The sequence below is a fragment of the Curtobacterium sp. MCLR17_036 genome, assembly GCF_003234445.2.
Classification (GTDB): domain Bacteria; phylum Actinomycetota; class Actinomycetes; order Actinomycetales; family Microbacteriaceae; genus Curtobacterium.
Map to the genome: position 1 here is coordinate 3620078 of NZ_CP126269.1, position 14945 is coordinate 3635022.

Below are 14945 nucleotides of genomic sequence, written 5' to 3' on the forward strand. Positions count from 1 at the left end.
TCTCGTATGCAGATCCTCCGCACCACGCTCGCCGCAGCCGCGTCGACCCTCGTCGCGCTCGGCCTGGTCGTCGCGCCCGTCAGTGCCGACCACGCCTCGGCGGCCGAGGTCTCGACCCCGAAGTCGCACGTCGCCGACCCGGCCGCCGCCGACGCGGGCAAGGCGACCATCTCGATCGCCCCGGCGAACCGCGGCGTCGTGCAGCGCGACCAGGACCTCACCCTGTCCGTGACGGTCACGAACGACACCGACGCGGCACTGCCCGCCGGTACCGCCGAGTTCGACATCTTCCGCTCCGCGAGCACGCGCGACGTCCTGGCCGCGTGGCTGCAGGACACCACCACGACGGGTTACCTCGGCGCGCCGATGGACTCCGTAGAGATCCCGGCCGTCCCCGCGCACCGCTCGGTGACCATCGACTCGGTGTCGATCGTGTCCGGCAACGTCGCCCTCGGCGGGTACCCCGGGTTCGGCGCACGCCGCATCGCCGCCGAGTACACCGCGGGGGAGACCGTCGCCGTCGACCGCTCCGCGATCACCTGGTACCCAGACTTCGAGCAGGCCCCGATCAGCGTCTCGGTCGCGATGCCCGTCACCGTCCCGCAGTCCACCGACGGCATCCTGACCCCCGCCGTCCTGGCCGCGGCGACCTCCGTCGACGGCACCCTGACGCAGCAGCTCGACGCCGCCGAGGACCACAACGTCGCCGTCGCCGTCGACCCCCGCATCATCGCCTCGATCCGGATCCTCGGCGAGAACGCCCCGTCGAGCGCGTCCACCTGGCTGCAGCGCCTCGAGTCCCTGCGCAACGAGACGTTCGCGCTGCCGTACGCCGACGCCGACGTCACCGGCCTGCGGCAGGCCGGCTCGGACGGCGTCCTCGGGCCGATCTCCCTCGACCAGTCCGTGAAGGACGAGAACTTCCCCGGCGCCGAGACCGCACCGCCGACCCCGACGGGCACCCCGGGTCAGACCACGAGCCCGACCGCCAGCGCCGTCCCCGGTGACGACGCGACGCCCGGTGCCGGCACCACGGACGCCACGACCACGCTCCCCACCACCGCGTCCCTGCTCGACTTCCCGTACTCGCTGCAGTCCATCGCCTGGCCGGACGAGGGCACCGTCTCGACGAAGGACCTGCCGGCACTCCGCCGGGCCGGTACGAAGACGACCATCGTCGCCAGCGGCAACACCTCGGCGGGCGCGGACACCACCATCGCCGCGTCCGAGAAGATCGGCGACGACCACGTGCTCGTCGCCGACCAGACGATGTCCCGGCTGCTCCGCACCGCCGCGGACGCCTCGGACCGGCAGACGTGGGCCACGGCGATGTCCGAACTCACCGCGACGCTCGCCACCGCGGCCAGCGCCGGCACCGCGACCAGCCCGGTCCTGCTGACCCTCGGCCGCGACTGGCCCTCCGACTCCGAGCGGCTCAGCCAGGCGCTCGACGCCCTCGAGAACACCGCCTGGGTCGCCCCGTCCGACCTGTCGACGGCCGTCGGCTCCGTCGCCGGGTCGCTCACCCTCGACGGGTCGTCGACCGGGGACGACCGCATCGACCAGCTCCGACGCCTCGTGCGCGGCGAACAGGGCCTGACCGCGTTCTCGACCATCCTCGAGACGCCGCAGCAGGTCACCGCGCCCGCACGCCTCCGACTGCTCGCCCTGGCCTCCAATGCTTGGCGCGGCGACGAGGACGCACTCGGCGCCGCGATCGACGCGCGCACCGCGGCCTGGGCGGCGACCACGAAGAAGGTCGGCATCGTCGACTCGAGCAGCCTCACCCTGCTCGGCGACCGCTCGTCGCTCCCGGTGTCGATCCGGAACCGCTCCGACTACCCGGTGACCGTGCACCTGTTCGTGCAGCCGTCGAACTCCGCCCTGCGCGTCGTCCGCAACGACATCGAGGTCGAGGTCCAGCCGAAGTCGTCGACGCGTGCGACCGTCCCGGTGCAGTCCGTGGCCAACGGCACGGTCGAACTCACGATGTCGCTGTCGAGCCCGAGCGGCGTCGCCGTCGCCGATCCCGCCGTCGTGCAGCTCAACGTGCAGGCCCAGTGGGAGACGTTCATCACCGCGGCGGCCGCGGCGGCCCTCGTCCTGGTCTTCGGGTTCGGCATCTTCCGCAGCATCCGCAAGCGCGCACGTCGCCGGAACGGCGAGCCGGACGACGATGACGACGACCCGAACCGGCCGCTCGCGGTGCAGCCCACCGTGGCGGGCGCGCATGCGACCGCCCCTGCGACCGCTGCCGGGCCGACCCCGGGGTCCGGGAGCGACCACCTGCGGGACGTGACCGACCGCGCCGGAGGTGCGCCGGGCCTCCCGGCCGCCGCTGCCCCGACGAGCACCGTCGCGCCGCCGCGCGACCCCGAGGAGCCGACCGTGAGCACCCCCCAGACGCAGCCAGAGGTCGACGCCGAGCCGGTGGCCGAGCGCAGTCTCGGTCGGGCGAGCGCCCTGCTCGCGGCGGGCACGATGGTCAGTCGGATCCTCGGGTTCGCGAAGACCTTCGTGCTGGCGTACGCGATCGGGCAGAACGCGAGCCCCTCGGCGAACGCCTTCGCCGTGGCGAACCAGCTGCCGAACAACATCTACGCGCTCATCGCGGGCGGCCTGCTGTCCGCGGTGCTCATCCCGCAGATCGTCCGCTCGATGCGCGACTCTGCCGACGGCGGGCAGTCCTACGTCAACAAGATCGTCACGCTGGGCGGCTCCGCGTTCATCGTCATCACGATCGCGGCGACCGCCCTGGCGCCGCTGCTCGTGCGCCTCTACACGACCTCCTCGGACTCCCGGGGACCGGCCGCGACCGACCTGGCGATCGCGTTCGCGTTCTGGTGCCTGCCGCAGATCCTCTTCTACGCGATGTACTCGCTGCTCGGCGAGGTCCTCAACGCGAAGCAGGTCTTCGGCCCGTTCACGTGGGCGCCGCTGCTCAACAACGTGATCGCCATCGCCGGCCTGGTCGTCTTCATCGCCCTGTACGGCAACAGCGGCGCCGCGGTGGACGACTGGACGCCGGCGAAGATCGCCCTGCTCGCCGGCAGCGCCTCGCTCGGGGTCTTCGCCCAGGCGGCCTTCCTGCCGCTCTTCTGGAAGCGTGCCGGGCTGTCCTTCCGCCCCGACTTCCGGTGGCGCGGCGTCGGTCTCAAGTCGACCGGAACGGCCGCCGGCTGGCTGTTCGCGATGATCCTGGTGACGCAGATCGCCGGGATCGTGCAGTCGAGCGTCGCGTGGAAGGGCCAGGACGAAGGCCCCGGCAACGCGGTGCTCGGCAACGCGTGGCTCATCTTCATGCTGCCGCACTCGATCATCGCGGTCTCGATCGCGACGGCCTACTTCACCCGGATGAGCCACGACGCCGCGCGCGGCGACCTCGACGCCGTCCGCCGCAACCTGTCGCTGTCGCTCCGCATCGTCGGGCTGTTCACCGTCTTCTCGTCGGTCGCGCTCGTCGTCGTCGCCGTCCCCTTCGGCCGGCTCTACGAGGGGACCTTCGAGAGCGCGGTGCAGGTCGGTGCGGTCCTCGTCGCCTACATGCCCGGGCTCGTGCTGTTCAGCATGTTGTTCATCCTGCAGCGCGTGTTCTGGGCGATGCACGACCACCGCACGCCGTTCCTCATGCAGTGCATCCAGTCCGTCCTGTTCGTGATCGGCGCACTGGCGGCCTCCACGCTCCCGAACGCGGCGATCGGCATCGGGGTCGCCGCGTGCACGACCCTCGCCGGTACCGCGCAGACGATCGTGGCGCTCGTCCTCGTTCGTCGGAAGCTGGGCAGCATCGAGGGCCCCGTCGTGACCCGCTCGCACCTGCAGTTCGTCGTCGCCGCGCTCGTGGCCGGGGTCGCCGGTGCCGCCGTGGCACTGTTCTTCGGCGCGTTCAGCCCGAGCGGGTTCGCGATGTCGGACCGCACCGGCGCGCTCATCACCATCGTCCTGACCGGCGCGGTGATGGCGGTCGTGTACTTCGGGGTCCTCGTCGTCGCGAAGAACGGCGAGATCAGGAACGCCGTCGGACTCCTGCGCACGCGCCTCGGCCGCTGACCGCACGCTTGCCGTACGGCGTGGAATGCCGCGCCGGTACCATGTGTTGACCCGGTCAGCACGCAACGGAAGGGCATTCAGGCATGCGCCAGCTCATCATCATCGGTTCCGGTCCGGCCGGGTTCACCGCCGGCATCTACGCCGCACGCGCCGAGCTCAAGCCGCTCATCGTCGCCTCGAGCGTCGAGACGGGCGGAGAGCTCACCAAGACCACCGAGGTCGAGAACTTCCCCGGCTTCCCCGAGGGCATCCAGGGCCCCGACCTCATGATCAAGATGCAGGAGCAGGCCGAGCGCTTCGGTGCCGAGGTCCTGTACGACGACGCGGTGTCCGTCGACCTGACGGGTGACGTGAAGAAGGTCACCGTCGGGTCCGGCACGACGTACGAGGCCCTCGCGGTCATCTACGCCACCGGCTCGGCCTACCGCCACCTCGGGCTCCCCGACGAGGAGCGCCTGTCCGGCCACGGCGTCTCGTGGTGCGCGACCTGCGACGGCTTCTTCTTCCGTCAGAAGAACATCGCCGTCGTCGGCGGTGGCGACTCCGCCATGGAAGAGGCGACCTTCCTCACGCGCTTCGCCGACAAGGTGACGGTCATCCACCGCAAGGACACCCTGCGCGCGTCGAAGATCATGCAGGACCGCGCCCACAACGACCCGAAGATCGAGTTCGCGTGGAACAAGGAGGTCATCGGCATCCAGGGTGACTCCGCCGTGACGGGTGTGACCCTCAAGGACACCGTCGACGGCACCGAGAGCGAGCTCGCCCTCGACGGCCTGTTCATCGCCATCGGCAACGACCCGCGCGTGCACCTCGTGCACGGGCAGCTCGAGCTCGCGCCGGAGGGCACCATCGCGGTCGAGGGCCGCACCTCGAAGGCCGTCGGCGTCCCCGGGGTCTTCGTGGCCGGCGACGTCCTCGACCACACCTACCGCCAGGCCATCACGGCCGCCGGTTCCGGTGCCGTCGCAGCGCTCGACGCCGAGAAGTACCTCGCCGACCTCGAGGACACCCTGACCGACCAGGCCGAGGGCGTCACCCCGGTCGAGCCGGTCACCATCTCCGCCTGACCCGCACCGGCCGCGCGGGCACCCGGAATGTCGGGACCCGCCGACCGGTTGCACACCCTGTACCGACTCCACACGAAAGGACACCCATGTCCAACGCCAAGGCTGTCACCGACGCCACCTTCTCGGACGAGGTCCTGCAGTCCGACAAGACGATCCTCGTCGACTTCTGGGCCGAGTGGTGTGGCCCGTGCCGCGCCGTCTCGCCGATCCTCGACCAGATCGCCGAAGAGCACGCCGGCAAGATCGAGATCGTCAAGCTGAACGTGGACGACAACCCCCAGTCGGCCATGAACTACCAGATCACCTCGATCCCCGCGATGAAGGTCTTCAAGGGCGGCGAGGTCGTCAAGACCGTCATCGGCGCCAAGCCGAAGCCCGCGCTCGAGGCCGACCTCGCCGAGTTCCTCGCGTAGGTCACCCCGGTCCACCCGACGCCCCCGTCACCCACGTGGTGACGGGGGCGTCGTGCATGCCACCCGTTGCCGATCGGCCCCACCCAGCAGCCCGGGTTCCGGAGGTCGATGTCGTAGTGTGGCGGGAATGTCCCACTGAACGGAGCACTCGATGACGAACGGCAACAGCCTCGACCCCTGGTACGACTCCTACGCCCAGCGCACCGCCGGGCTGAGCGCCTCCGAGGTCCGAGCCCTGTTCGCCGTCGCCTCGCGCCCGGAAGTGGTCTCCCTGGCCGGGGGCATGCCGTACGTCTCCGCGCTCCCCAGAGAGCTCGTCACGGGCTCCCTGGACCGCGTCATGAACGAGGACGCCGCCATGGCGCTGCAGTACGGCGGCGGCCAGGGCCTGCGCTCCCTGCGCGAGCACATCGTCGACGTCATGAGCCTCGAGGGCATCCGCGCGAGTGCCGAGGACGTCGTCGTCACCACGGGGTCGCAGCACGCGCTCGACCTCGTCACCCGGCTGTTCATCGACCCGGGCGACGTCGTGCTCGCCGAGTCGCCCTCGTACGTCGGCGCCATCGGGGTCTTCCGGTCGTACCAGGCGGAGACCGTGCACGTCGCCACCGACGAGCTCGGCCTCGTCCCGCAGGCCCTGCGCGAGGCCATCGCGGCGCTGCGGACGCAGGGCAAGCGGATCAAGTTCCTCTACACGATCCCGAACTTCCACAACCCGGCCGGTGTCACGATGAGTCGTGAGCGCCGCATCGAGGTGCTCGACATCTGCCGGTCGAACAACATCCTCGTGCTCGAGGACAACCCGTACGGGCTGCTCTGGTTCGACGAGCCGGCACCGCAGGCGATCCGGTCGATCGACGAAGAGGGCGTCGTCTACCTGGGTTCCTTCTCGAAGACCCTCGCGCCGGGCTTCCGTGTCGGCTGGGCACTCGCGCCCCACGCCATCCGCGAGAAGCTCGTGCTCGCCAACGAGTCCGCCGTGCTCGCGCCCAACTCGTTCGGGCAGTACGTCGTGAACGCCTACCTGGACGCCGCGGACTGGAAGGGCCAGGTGGACACCTTCCGCGGACTCTACGCCGAGCGCCGCGACGCGATGCTGTCCGCCCTGGGGGAGTTCCTGCCGGACCTGTCCTGGACGAAGCCGAACGGCGGGTTCTTCGTCTGGCTCACCCTTCCCGAGTCGCTCGACTCGAAGGGCATGCTGCCCCGCGCGGTGAAGGAGCTCGTGGCCTACACGCCCGGCACCGCGTTCTACGCCGACGGTCGGGGCGGCGGACACATCCGCCTGTCGTTCTGCTACCCGACGCCCGAGCAGATCCGCGTCGGCGTGAAGCGCCTGGCCAACGTGGTCAACGACGAGCTCGAGCTCATCGAGACCTTCGGGCCCGCGACCCGTCCGAACGCGGTCGCACGGGAGTCGTCCTCGGTGAGCGCTCCGCCGCCGAACGTCTCCTGACCAGCACTTTCCGCGTCCCCGCGCAGCCCGTTCCACACCAGAGGACCCAGCATGGCCGAGCTCACCCGCCGTCACGTCGTCGTCGTCGCCGGCGGCATCTCGCACGAGCGAGACGTCTCCCTCCGGTCCGGCCGTCGGGTCGCGGACTCACTCACCGGGTACGGCTGGCAGGTCGACCTGCGCGACGCCGACGCGATGCTCCTGCCGGCCCTCACCGAGTCGCGCCCGGACGTCGTGTGGCCGGCCCTGCACGGCGCTTCCGGTGAGGACGGGGCCCTGCGGGGCATCCTGGAGGCCGTGGACATCCCGTACGTCGGCTCACGTTCCACTTCCGCTCGCCTCGCCTGGGACAAGCCCACCGCCTCCGCGCTGGTCGCGCGGGCGGGTGTACGCACACCACGGTCCGTGACCTTGTCCCACGACGTGTTCCGGGAGCTCGGCGCCGCCGGCGTCCTGGCGGCGATCGCAGCCGAACACCCCGTGCCGCTCGCGGTGAAGCCGGCTCGCGGAGGCAGCGCCCAGGGCGTGACGCTCGTCGAGGACGTCGAGGACCTGCCGCGTGCCATGGTGACCGCCTACACCTACTGCGACGACGTTGTCGTCGAGCAGCTCATCCGGGGCACCGAGGTCGCCGTCGGCATCATCGACACGGGCGACGGACCCGTCCCGCTCGCCGCCGTCGAGATCGTCCCGCGGAACGGCATCTACGGCTTCGAGGCGCGGTACAACGCGGGGGAGACGACCTTCTACACCCCGGCGCGACTGACCGAGGTGTTCGCGGGAGCGGCCGCCGAGGCCGCTGTCGCTGCACACACGGCGCTCGGCCTGCGTCATCTCTCGCGTGTCGACCTCATCATCGACGCGGCCGGTACCCCCTGGTTCCTCGAGGCCAACGTCCTCCCGGGCCTCACCGAGACGTCGCTGCTGCCGCAGGCACTGTCGGCTTCCGGCTTCGACCTCGGGTGGACCTACGCCGAACTCGCGGAGCAGGCCATTCGCGACCACCACGCCTGAGACGTCCCGACCGTGGATTCCCGACAGGTTCCACGTGGAACATCTCGAGTCGGCGCCCTGGCAGCCGTGGGCCTGGTGGTACTCGCATCCGGCGAAGCCGTGCACTGGTGGGCCGCTCGCCAGGCCGCTCGACTCCCTCGACCGACTGCGGGGTCGACCGGGCTCGTGGTCGTCCTGGGGTTCGGCAATCACGGTCATCGTGTCAACGTCGTCAATCGTTGGCGAGCCCGGACAGCGGTCCGCACTGCACGTTCGGCTCGCACAGCCGGCGCCGCCACTCGGATCCTCTGCAGTGGGGGAGCGGTGCGCGGAATGGTCGCAGAGGCGGTGCTCCTGCAGGGCTACATCGCGAACGCTCTCGGGTGGGAGGGGCCGGTGTCCATCGAACCCGACAGTCGTTCGACGTGGGAGAACGTCCGCAACGCGGTGCCCTGGATCGAATCATCGGACTGGATCGCGTTCGCGTCGAACGGATTCCACGCTGCCAGAGCGCGTACCTACCTCGCGCGTCAGCGTCCGGAGCTCGCTGAGCGGCTGGTCGCTGCGGAGGACTACCAGCTCGGCGAGGCCATCCTGCTGAAGCCCCTGTTCGCCGCGGTCGGACTGTGGAAGCTGCGGACCGTGTTCCACGTGAAACCTCCGGCAGAGTCGCCGCATGTCCCGCTCGAGGGCGGCTGACTGGTCTTCGGACGGCGCTCCCGCCATGGTCTGCGCGACGACGAAGACGGCAGACATCACCGCCCCCGGCGTTGATCTGATCGTGCGGCACGTTCGCCACCGGGAACATCGACCAGGGTGCATCAACGGCTCGATCGCACATCCGCGCGTGCGATTCCGATGCTCGATGGGGCGGGGTCGTGCTCTCGCGCCGCGCTCCCGCTCGATCAGGCGGCCATCGTGGCAGCTCATCGACCGGAGCCTCCGACACGACGTGACAACCCCTCCCCGTACCGCCCGCATCTTCCACCAACGTGCATCGGTACTCGCCACCCTCGTTGCCGCGCTGCAGGGGCACCTCGGAGCGGGGCAGGGCCGGCCCGGACCGCAACCGTCCCATGTCGCAAGCGCGAACTGGCTGCTCTGAGGTCCTCAATGCCGGTGTGCAGCTGACGATCCGCCTCCCGGGCCGGTCGCTTCTGCGAGACCCGGGTCGGGGCGATCTCGGGGCCTCGGCGATCAGCAGCACATCGCGCGATCGTACTGAGGCGGGCCGCTGCGCACGACGATCCGAGCTCAGCCCGATGCGCCAGGGATCCCGTCTCTCGGAGTGCACTGATGTTCCACGTGGAACGCCGCCCGCTCAATCAGGCCCCGGCCAACCGAGGTGCTGCACAAGCCGCACCAGGCTCGTACAGGACGCAGCAGCCGCAAGACCGTACCCGCGGGCAAGGCACCGACGTTCGGCCCGCAGACGGCCGCACAGCGCCGTACAGAAGGCGGTGCCGCAAGCGGCGGCGGAGCGTCAGCCCGCGACGTCCTCGATACCGAGCTCCCCGAGGATCCGGTTGAGGTCGTCCCCGTTCGCGAACTCGATGGAGACCGAGCTCTTCCGGGCCCCGACCGCGATCTTCACCCGGGTGTTGAGCCGGTCGCCCAGTCGGTCGGCCAGGTCGTTGAAGTGCGCCTGGCGCTTGCTGGGCTGCGGGGCGGGCTTCTGCGGTGTCTTCGATGACAGCTGCTGCGCGATGGCCTCGGCGGCCCGGACGGACAGGTCCTCGTTGACGATCTTCTCTGCCAGGTACTCCATCGCTTCCGCGTCGGGTGCGGCGAGGATCGCGCGGGCGTGCCCGGCGGAGAGCACACCGGCAGCCACACGCCGCTGGACGGGGGAGGGGAGGCGGAGCAAGCGGATCGTGTTCGTGATCTGCGGCCGTGAACGGCCGATGCGCTGACCGAGCTGCTCCTGCGTGATGCCGAAGTCGGCGAGCAGCTGCTGGTACGCCGACGCTTCTTCGAGCGGGTTGAGCTGCGCGCGGTGCAGGTTCTCGAGCAGTGCGTCGCGGAGCATGGCGTCGTCAGGAGTGTCCTTGACGATGGCCGGGATCGTGCTGAGCCCGAGTTCCTTGGTTGCCCGCAGTCGACGCTCGCCCATGATGAGCTCGTACTGGGGTTCGGTGCCGGAAGCGCCAGCGATCGGCCGGACCACGATCGGCTGCAGGACGCCGATCTCCCGGATGGAGTGGACGAGCTCCTGGAGTTCTTCCTCGCGGAACTCCTTGCGCGGCTGCTGCGCATTCGGGATCACGTCGAGGGGGTTGAGGTTGGCCAGGCGAGCCCCGGGCACCGCCACCAAGTCGTCGGCGGTCGGGGCGGAGGACGGCGAGCCTCCGGTCGGGAAGAACACGTCGACCGGGCGGTCCTGCTGCTCGGTCGCCGTCGGGATGAGCGCGCCGATGCCTCGACCCAGTCCGGTTCGCTTCGGTGCCATCAGTTCTGCGCTCCTCGTGCTGCGATCTCGGCTGCTGCCTCCAGGTAGGACAACGATCCCGACGAATTGACGTCGTACGCGACGACGCTCTGGCCGTAGCTCGGCGCCTCGCTCACCCGCACGGAACGCGGGATCATGGCGGTGAGCACCTGGCTCCCGAAGTGCTCGCGGACGTCGTTGGCCACCTGGTTCGCCAGGTTCGTCCGACCGTCGTACATCGTCAGCAGGATCGTCGAGACGCGGAGCTTCGGGTTGAGGTGTCGCTCGATCAGCTCGATGTTCCGCAGCAGCTGGCTGAGCCCCTCGAGTGCGTAGTACTCGCACTGGATGGGGATGAGGACCTCTTGCGCGGCGACGAAGGCGTTGATCGTCAGCAGCCCGAGCGACGGCGGGCAGTCGACGAAGACGTAGTGGTACGGCTCGTCGAGCGACTGCAGGTACAGGTCGAGCGCCGTGCGCAACCGCTGCTCACGTGCCACGAGCGAGACGAGCTCGATCTCAGCACCTGCGAGGTGGATGGTCGCCGGAACGCACCACAGCGTGTCCGACTCGGGGGAGGCCTGCACGGTGTGGGCCATCGATGCTTCGTCGACGATGACGTCGTAGATGCTCGCGACCTCCGCCTGGTGGTCCACCCCGAGCGCCGTCGAGGCATTGCCTTGCGGATCGAGGTCGATGACCAGGACACGTGCCCCACCGTGTGCCAGCGCGGCTGCGAGGTTCACCGTGGTGGTCGTCTTGCCGACGCCACCTTTCTGGTTCGAGACGGTGATGATCCGTGTCTCGGCCGGCAACGGGAACTGCTGGGTGGCGATGGCACGCCGGCGACGGTTCAGGTCGGCGATCTCGCGAGCGAGCGGTGTCGACGCGTCGTAGTCGGTCGATGAACTCAACGAGTGCCTCTTCCCCGGTTCGGTGTTTCACGTGAAACGCGGAGCCGCCGGCGGTCGGTGGTCCCGACCCGATCCGCAGCGTCAGTCAACTGTAGCCCGGAAGACGCGGGTGGTCTCGTTGACCACGCCCTCCCCGAGCTCGAGCACCTCGACGTCGGAGAGCCGCTTGCGGAGGATCACCTTGCGGGCCTTCTCGATCTCCTCGTCGACCCGTGCACCCTTCATCAGGATGAGCTGTCCACCCGAACGGACGAGCGGCACCGTCAAGGGGATGAGCTTCGACAGGGCGCTCACCGCACGTGCGGTGACCTGGTCGACCACGACGTCGTCGGCGACGTCTTCAGCGCGTGCGCGCAGCACCGTCACGTTCTCGAGGCCGAGACGGGCAGCTTCGCTCGTCAGCCAATCGACGCGCCGCTCCATCGGCTCGATGAGCGTGAAGGAAACGTCCGGCCGAGCGATGGCGAGCACGAGGCCGGGGAGCCCAGCACCGGAGCCGACGTCGGCGACCCGGCCACGGGCCTCCAGGAGGGGTGCCAACAACGCGGAATTGAGGATGTGTCGTGTCCAGAGCTGCGGCAGCTCGCGAGGACCGATCAGGCCGAGCTCCTCGCCGCGGCGAGCGAGCTCAGCGGTGAACGACCGAGCGAGGTCGATCCGAGCACCGAAGAGGGTGGCCGCCGCCGACGGTTCGGCCTCGACCGCGAGCGCGACCTCGGTCGTGGTGTCCGGATCGGTCATCGGGTGACGACCGTGTGGCGGTCCCGACCCTCACCCTCGGACTCCGAGTGGAAGCCCTTCTCGGCGACCAGGTCGTGCACGAGCTTGCGCTCGTACGAGGACATCGGGGGGAGTGCGGCCGACGACGAACCCGCCTCGATCCGCTCGACCGCCGTGTCGACGAGCCGCTGGAGTTCGCCCGCGCGGGCATCGCGCGAGCCACCGACGTCCAGGATGAGCCGGCTGAACTCGCCGGTCTCCGCCTGCACCGCGATGCGCGTGAGCTCCTGCAGGGCCGTCACGGTGTCCGGCTTCGAGAGCACCCGCAGGGCCTCGCCGTCGTCCGTCACGGACAGGTAGACCCGGCCGGCGCGTTCCTCGATCTCGATGTCGCCGTCGAGATCGCAGATGTCGAGCAGTTCCTCGATGTAGTCCGCGGCGATGTCGGCCTCGTCACGCGCGTCCTCGGACTCGGTGGTGTCGACGGCCGCGGCGGTGTCCTGCTCGGTCACTTACTTCTTCCCGTTCTTCTTCGAGCGCTGCTTGCCGACCGGCTGCTGACGCTGGGTGGTGACACGCACGGCCTTGACCTCGGCCGCACCGGCGCCGGCGCCGGCCTCGGCGAGCACCGGGGTGGCGATGCCGCGACGCTGCGCCTTCTTGGCCAGACGTGCCTCGCGGGCGAGGGCAGCCTCGGAGCCCGGCGTCGGCATACTGCGGATGACGAAGTACTGCTGCGCCATCGTCCAGATGTTCGAGGCGAGCCAGTAGAACATGACACCGAGGGGGAAGCTCAGGCCCGAGATGACGAAGACCAGCGGGAGGATGTACAGCATCATCTTCTGCTGGCGGTACATCGGAGACTCCTTGGTCTCCGGGGACATGTTCTTGGCGACGAGCTGCAGCTGGGTGACGAACTGCGAGGCCGTCATCACGACGATCATGAAGCCGGCGATGGCGCGGACCTCCCAGCCGGAGGCGTTCGTGAACGTCTCGTGCAGGGGAGCACCGAACAGCGCTGCGTTGCCGAAGGAGGCCGCGAGGTCGTTCGTCAGCAGACCGATGCCGGTCTTGTTGATCTGGGCCTCGTGCAGCACCGAGTAGAGCGAGAAGAAGATCGGCATCTGCAGCAGCAGTGGCAGGCAGGAGCTCAGCGGGTTGGTCCCGGTCTCCTTGTACAGCGCCATCGTCTCGCGGCTCATGGCCTCACGCGAGAACTGGTCCTTCTTGCCCTTGTACTTGTCCTGGATCTTCTTGAGCTGCGGCGCGACCTCGAGCATGCGGCGCTGCGACTTGATCTGCCGGACGAAGATCGGGATCAACGCTGCGCGGACCACGAACGTCAGGAAGATGATGGAGAGCACCCAGGTGATGCCCGCCCCGGGGTCCATGCCGAGGTTCTCGAAGATCCAGTGGAAGCCGACGAGGATGGCGGAGACCACCCATTTGAGCGGCCAGAGGATCGTTCCGATGATGTCCATGGGGACGGCTACGCCTTTCGAGTGCGCTGGGGGAGCAGGACCGGCCGGGCCGTTCCGACCGCGGGGTGCGGGTGCCGCGGGATCGGCGCGAGGACGAACCCGAACCGGTTGACGACGAACGGGTGACGACGTTCCGTGACGTCGTCGATGCCACCAGCAGCCCAGGGGTTGCAGCGGGCGATGCGCCAGGCGCCCATGGCCGATCCGCGGACGACGCCGTACTGCTGGATCGCTTCGAGGGCGTACCGGGAGCACGACGGGTGGTAGCGGCAGACGTTCCCGTAGAGCGGGGAGATCACCGCGCGGTAGGCCCGGAGCACGACGACGCACGCGTTGCGTGGGAGCAACGCGATGACCCAGGCCAGCCGGGTCCACAGAGTGCGGTTCATGCTGCCTTCTCCACCCCGCGCGCGAAGGAGCGCGTGACGTCTTCGAGCAGGGTAGGCCATCCGGCCTGCGATGCGGCTGGCAGTGCGCGGACCACCACGTCGTACCCTTCGGGGTGCTCGACGAGCAGGTCGTGCGCGATGGCCTTGAGCCGTCGCCTGACCAGGTTCCGGGTCACGGCGTTGCCCACGGTCTTCGCGACGATGAACCCGAACCGCGTCGGTCCGGGCCGATCCCCGGGCTGACGGACGACGGATACGACGACGTGCGCCGTGGCGCTCTTGCGACCACGACGCACGACGTTCCGGTAGTCGTCCCCGCGCACGACGCGGTTGGCGCTGGCCAACACTGCGACGCCGGGGTCAGACCGATGACCGGATCAGGCGGTGAGCCTGATCAGGCCGAGAGCTCGGTGCGGCCCTTGGCGCGACGCGCCGACAGGATGGCGCGGCCGGCACGCGTCCGCATGCGGAGGCGGAAGCCGTGCTTCTTGGCGCGGCGGCGGTTGTTCGGCTGGAAGGTGCGCTTGCTCATGATGTTCTCCACACGGCTGCTCGCGGCGAGCCGTCACGTATGTGTAGCCGTCCGGGTGTCGAACGACGCAGATGGGCGCGACCAAAGGGCCGCAGTCAACTGGTTAACGGTACGTGACAGCGGCGACCAGGTCAAACCCCGCCTGGGAGCGCTCCGACGGGCGGACGCCCGACCACGATTCTCCACATTGGGGACAACTTCCGTTCGGTGCACGTCGGTCCGGTCCTTTACAGTGGGGTGATCGATCGGCTCCGTGCCCCGGTACGACAGGGAAGTACTCCTGTCGCGCGATGCGGAACGGTCGTGGACAACGCTGTGGACAACCCTGTTGGGAACCACGGTGGAACGAGGCGCCGACGAAGCCCGCGGGGCCCCAGACGACCCGCCCGCCTCGACCCTGATCCGGCGCGGACCACCCCGGTGCCTCGGCCTGTCCGACCCGCTGCCGCACCACCGTCCGGCGGCGACCGCACGACACGACACCTGGAGACGAGCGCGC

General features: G+C 69.6%; 14 protein-coding genes. 6 read left to right on the forward strand and 8 right to left on the reverse strand.

Features of this window, described 5'->3' with window-relative positions:
* Positions 1-6 precede the first annotated feature (6 nt).
* From DEI99_RS17125 to DEI99_RS17150, 6 genes are all read left to right on the forward strand, one after another.
* Complete coding sequence (locus DEI99_RS17125) at positions 7-4050, forward strand: DUF6049 family protein (RefSeq protein ID WP_284180894.1); 4044 nt, start codon at positions 7-9, stop codon at positions 4048-4050.
* 83 nt (positions 4051-4133) lie between these two features.
* Positions 4134-5120, forward strand: coding sequence for a thioredoxin-disulfide reductase (gene trxB, locus DEI99_RS17130; RefSeq protein WP_071258704.1), 987 nt, complete (start codon positions 4134-4136; stop codon positions 5118-5120).
* Positions 5121-5206: 86 nt separating this feature from the next.
* Positions 5207-5533, forward strand: coding sequence for a thioredoxin (gene trxA, locus DEI99_RS17135; protein ID WP_071258698.1), 327 nt, complete (start codon positions 5207-5209; stop codon positions 5531-5533).
* Positions 5534-5684: 151 nt separating this feature from the next.
* Entirely contained in the window at positions 5685-6989 is a 1305-nt protein-coding gene (locus tag DEI99_RS17140) for an aminotransferase-like domain-containing protein (protein WP_111041759.1), read from the forward strand.
* A 51-nt stretch (positions 6990-7040) separates the two neighbouring features.
* A complete protein-coding gene (locus DEI99_RS17145; protein ID WP_111041758.1) occupies positions 7041-8003 on the forward strand; it encodes a D-alanine--D-alanine ligase family protein in 963 nt (320 codons plus the stop codon).
* Between the two features lie 165 nt (positions 8004-8168).
* Entirely contained in the window at positions 8169-8681 is a 513-nt protein-coding gene (locus tag DEI99_RS17150) for a YdcF family protein (RefSeq protein ID WP_181434433.1), read from the forward strand.
* Between the two features lie 784 nt (positions 8682-9465).
* Here the strand turns inward: DEI99_RS17150 and DEI99_RS17155 are convergent.
* The 8 genes from DEI99_RS17155 to rpmH form a co-directional block, all read right to left on the reverse strand.
* Positions 9466-10431, reverse strand: a complete 966-nt coding sequence (locus tag DEI99_RS17155) for a ParB/RepB/Spo0J family partition protein (RefSeq protein WP_111041756.1) — start codon at positions 10429-10431, stop codon at positions 9466-9468.
* Positions 10431-11324: a ParA family protein gene (locus DEI99_RS17160; RefSeq protein WP_111041755.1), complete on the reverse strand. Its 894-nt coding sequence runs from the start codon at positions 11322-11324 to the stop codon at positions 10431-10433. The genes DEI99_RS17155 and DEI99_RS17160 overlap by 1 nt, the downstream gene beginning before the upstream one ends.
* A gap of 81 nt (positions 11325-11405) precedes the next feature.
* Entirely contained in the window at positions 11406-12065 is a 660-nt protein-coding gene (gene rsmG, locus DEI99_RS17165; protein ID WP_111041754.1) for a 16S rRNA (guanine(527)-N(7))-methyltransferase RsmG, read from the reverse strand.
* The gene (locus tag DEI99_RS17170; protein WP_111041753.1) at positions 12062-12556 is read right to left on the reverse strand and encodes a Jag family protein; all 495 of its coding nucleotides are present in this window, start codon (positions 12554-12556) and stop codon (positions 12062-12064) included. Before DEI99_RS17170 ends, rsmG begins: the two co-directional genes overlap by 4 nt.
* Positions 12557-13525, reverse strand: coding sequence for a membrane protein insertase YidC (yidC, locus tag DEI99_RS17175; protein ID WP_111041752.1), 969 nt, complete (start codon positions 13523-13525; stop codon positions 12557-12559).
* A gap of 8 nt (positions 13526-13533) precedes the next feature.
* Positions 13534-13914 (reverse strand): membrane protein insertion efficiency factor YidD, encoded by a 381-nt coding sequence (yidD, locus tag DEI99_RS17180; RefSeq protein WP_111041751.1) that lies wholly within the window; start codon positions 13912-13914, stop codon positions 13534-13536.
* The gene (rnpA, locus tag DEI99_RS17185; RefSeq protein WP_111041750.1) at positions 13911-14261 is read right to left on the reverse strand and encodes a ribonuclease P protein component; all 351 of its coding nucleotides are present in this window, start codon (positions 14259-14261) and stop codon (positions 13911-13913) included. The genes yidD and rnpA overlap by 4 nt, the downstream gene beginning before the upstream one ends.
* A 47-nt stretch (positions 14262-14308) precedes the next feature.
* Entirely contained in the window at positions 14309-14446 is a 138-nt protein-coding gene (rpmH, locus tag DEI99_RS17190) for a 50S ribosomal protein L34 (RefSeq protein ID WP_022889115.1), read from the reverse strand.
* Positions 14447-14945: the final 499 nt, after the last annotated feature.

What these genes read in the sequence shown, in the direction of transcription:
- DEI99_RS17125 (WP_284180894.1), top strand. Translation starts at nt 7, where the DNA reads ATGCAGATCCTCCGCACCACGCTCGCCGCAGCCGCGTCGACCCTCGTC.
- trxB (WP_071258704.1), top strand. Translation starts at nt 4,134, where the DNA reads ATGCGCCAGCTCATCATCATCGGTTCCGGTCCGGCCGGGTTCACCGCC.
- trxA (WP_071258698.1), top strand. Translation starts at nt 5,207, where the DNA reads ATGTCCAACGCCAAGGCTGTCACCGACGCCACCTTCTCGGACGAGGTC.
- DEI99_RS17140 (WP_111041759.1), top strand. Translation starts at nt 5,685, where the DNA reads ATGACGAACGGCAACAGCCTCGACCCCTGGTACGACTCCTACGCCCAG.
- DEI99_RS17145 (WP_111041758.1), top strand. Translation starts at nt 7,041, where the DNA reads ATGGCCGAGCTCACCCGCCGTCACGTCGTCGTCGTCGCCGGCGGCATC.
- DEI99_RS17155 (WP_111041756.1), bottom strand. Translation starts at nt 10,431, where the DNA reads ATGGCACCGAAGCGAACCGGACTGGGTCGAGGCATCGGCGCGCTCATC.
- rsmG (WP_111041754.1), bottom strand. Translation starts at nt 12,065, where the DNA reads ATGACCGATCCGGACACCACGACCGAGGTCGCGCTCGCGGTCGAGGCC.
- yidC (WP_111041752.1), bottom strand. Translation starts at nt 13,525, where the DNA reads ATGGACATCATCGGAACGATCCTCTGGCCGCTCAAATGGGTGGTCTCC.
- yidD (WP_111041751.1), bottom strand. Translation starts at nt 13,914, where the DNA reads ATGAACCGCACTCTGTGGACCCGGCTGGCCTGGGTCATCGCGTTGCTC.
- rpmH (WP_022889115.1), bottom strand. Translation starts at nt 14,446, where the DNA reads ATGAGCAAGCGCACCTTCCAGCCGAACAACCGCCGCCGCGCCAAGAAG.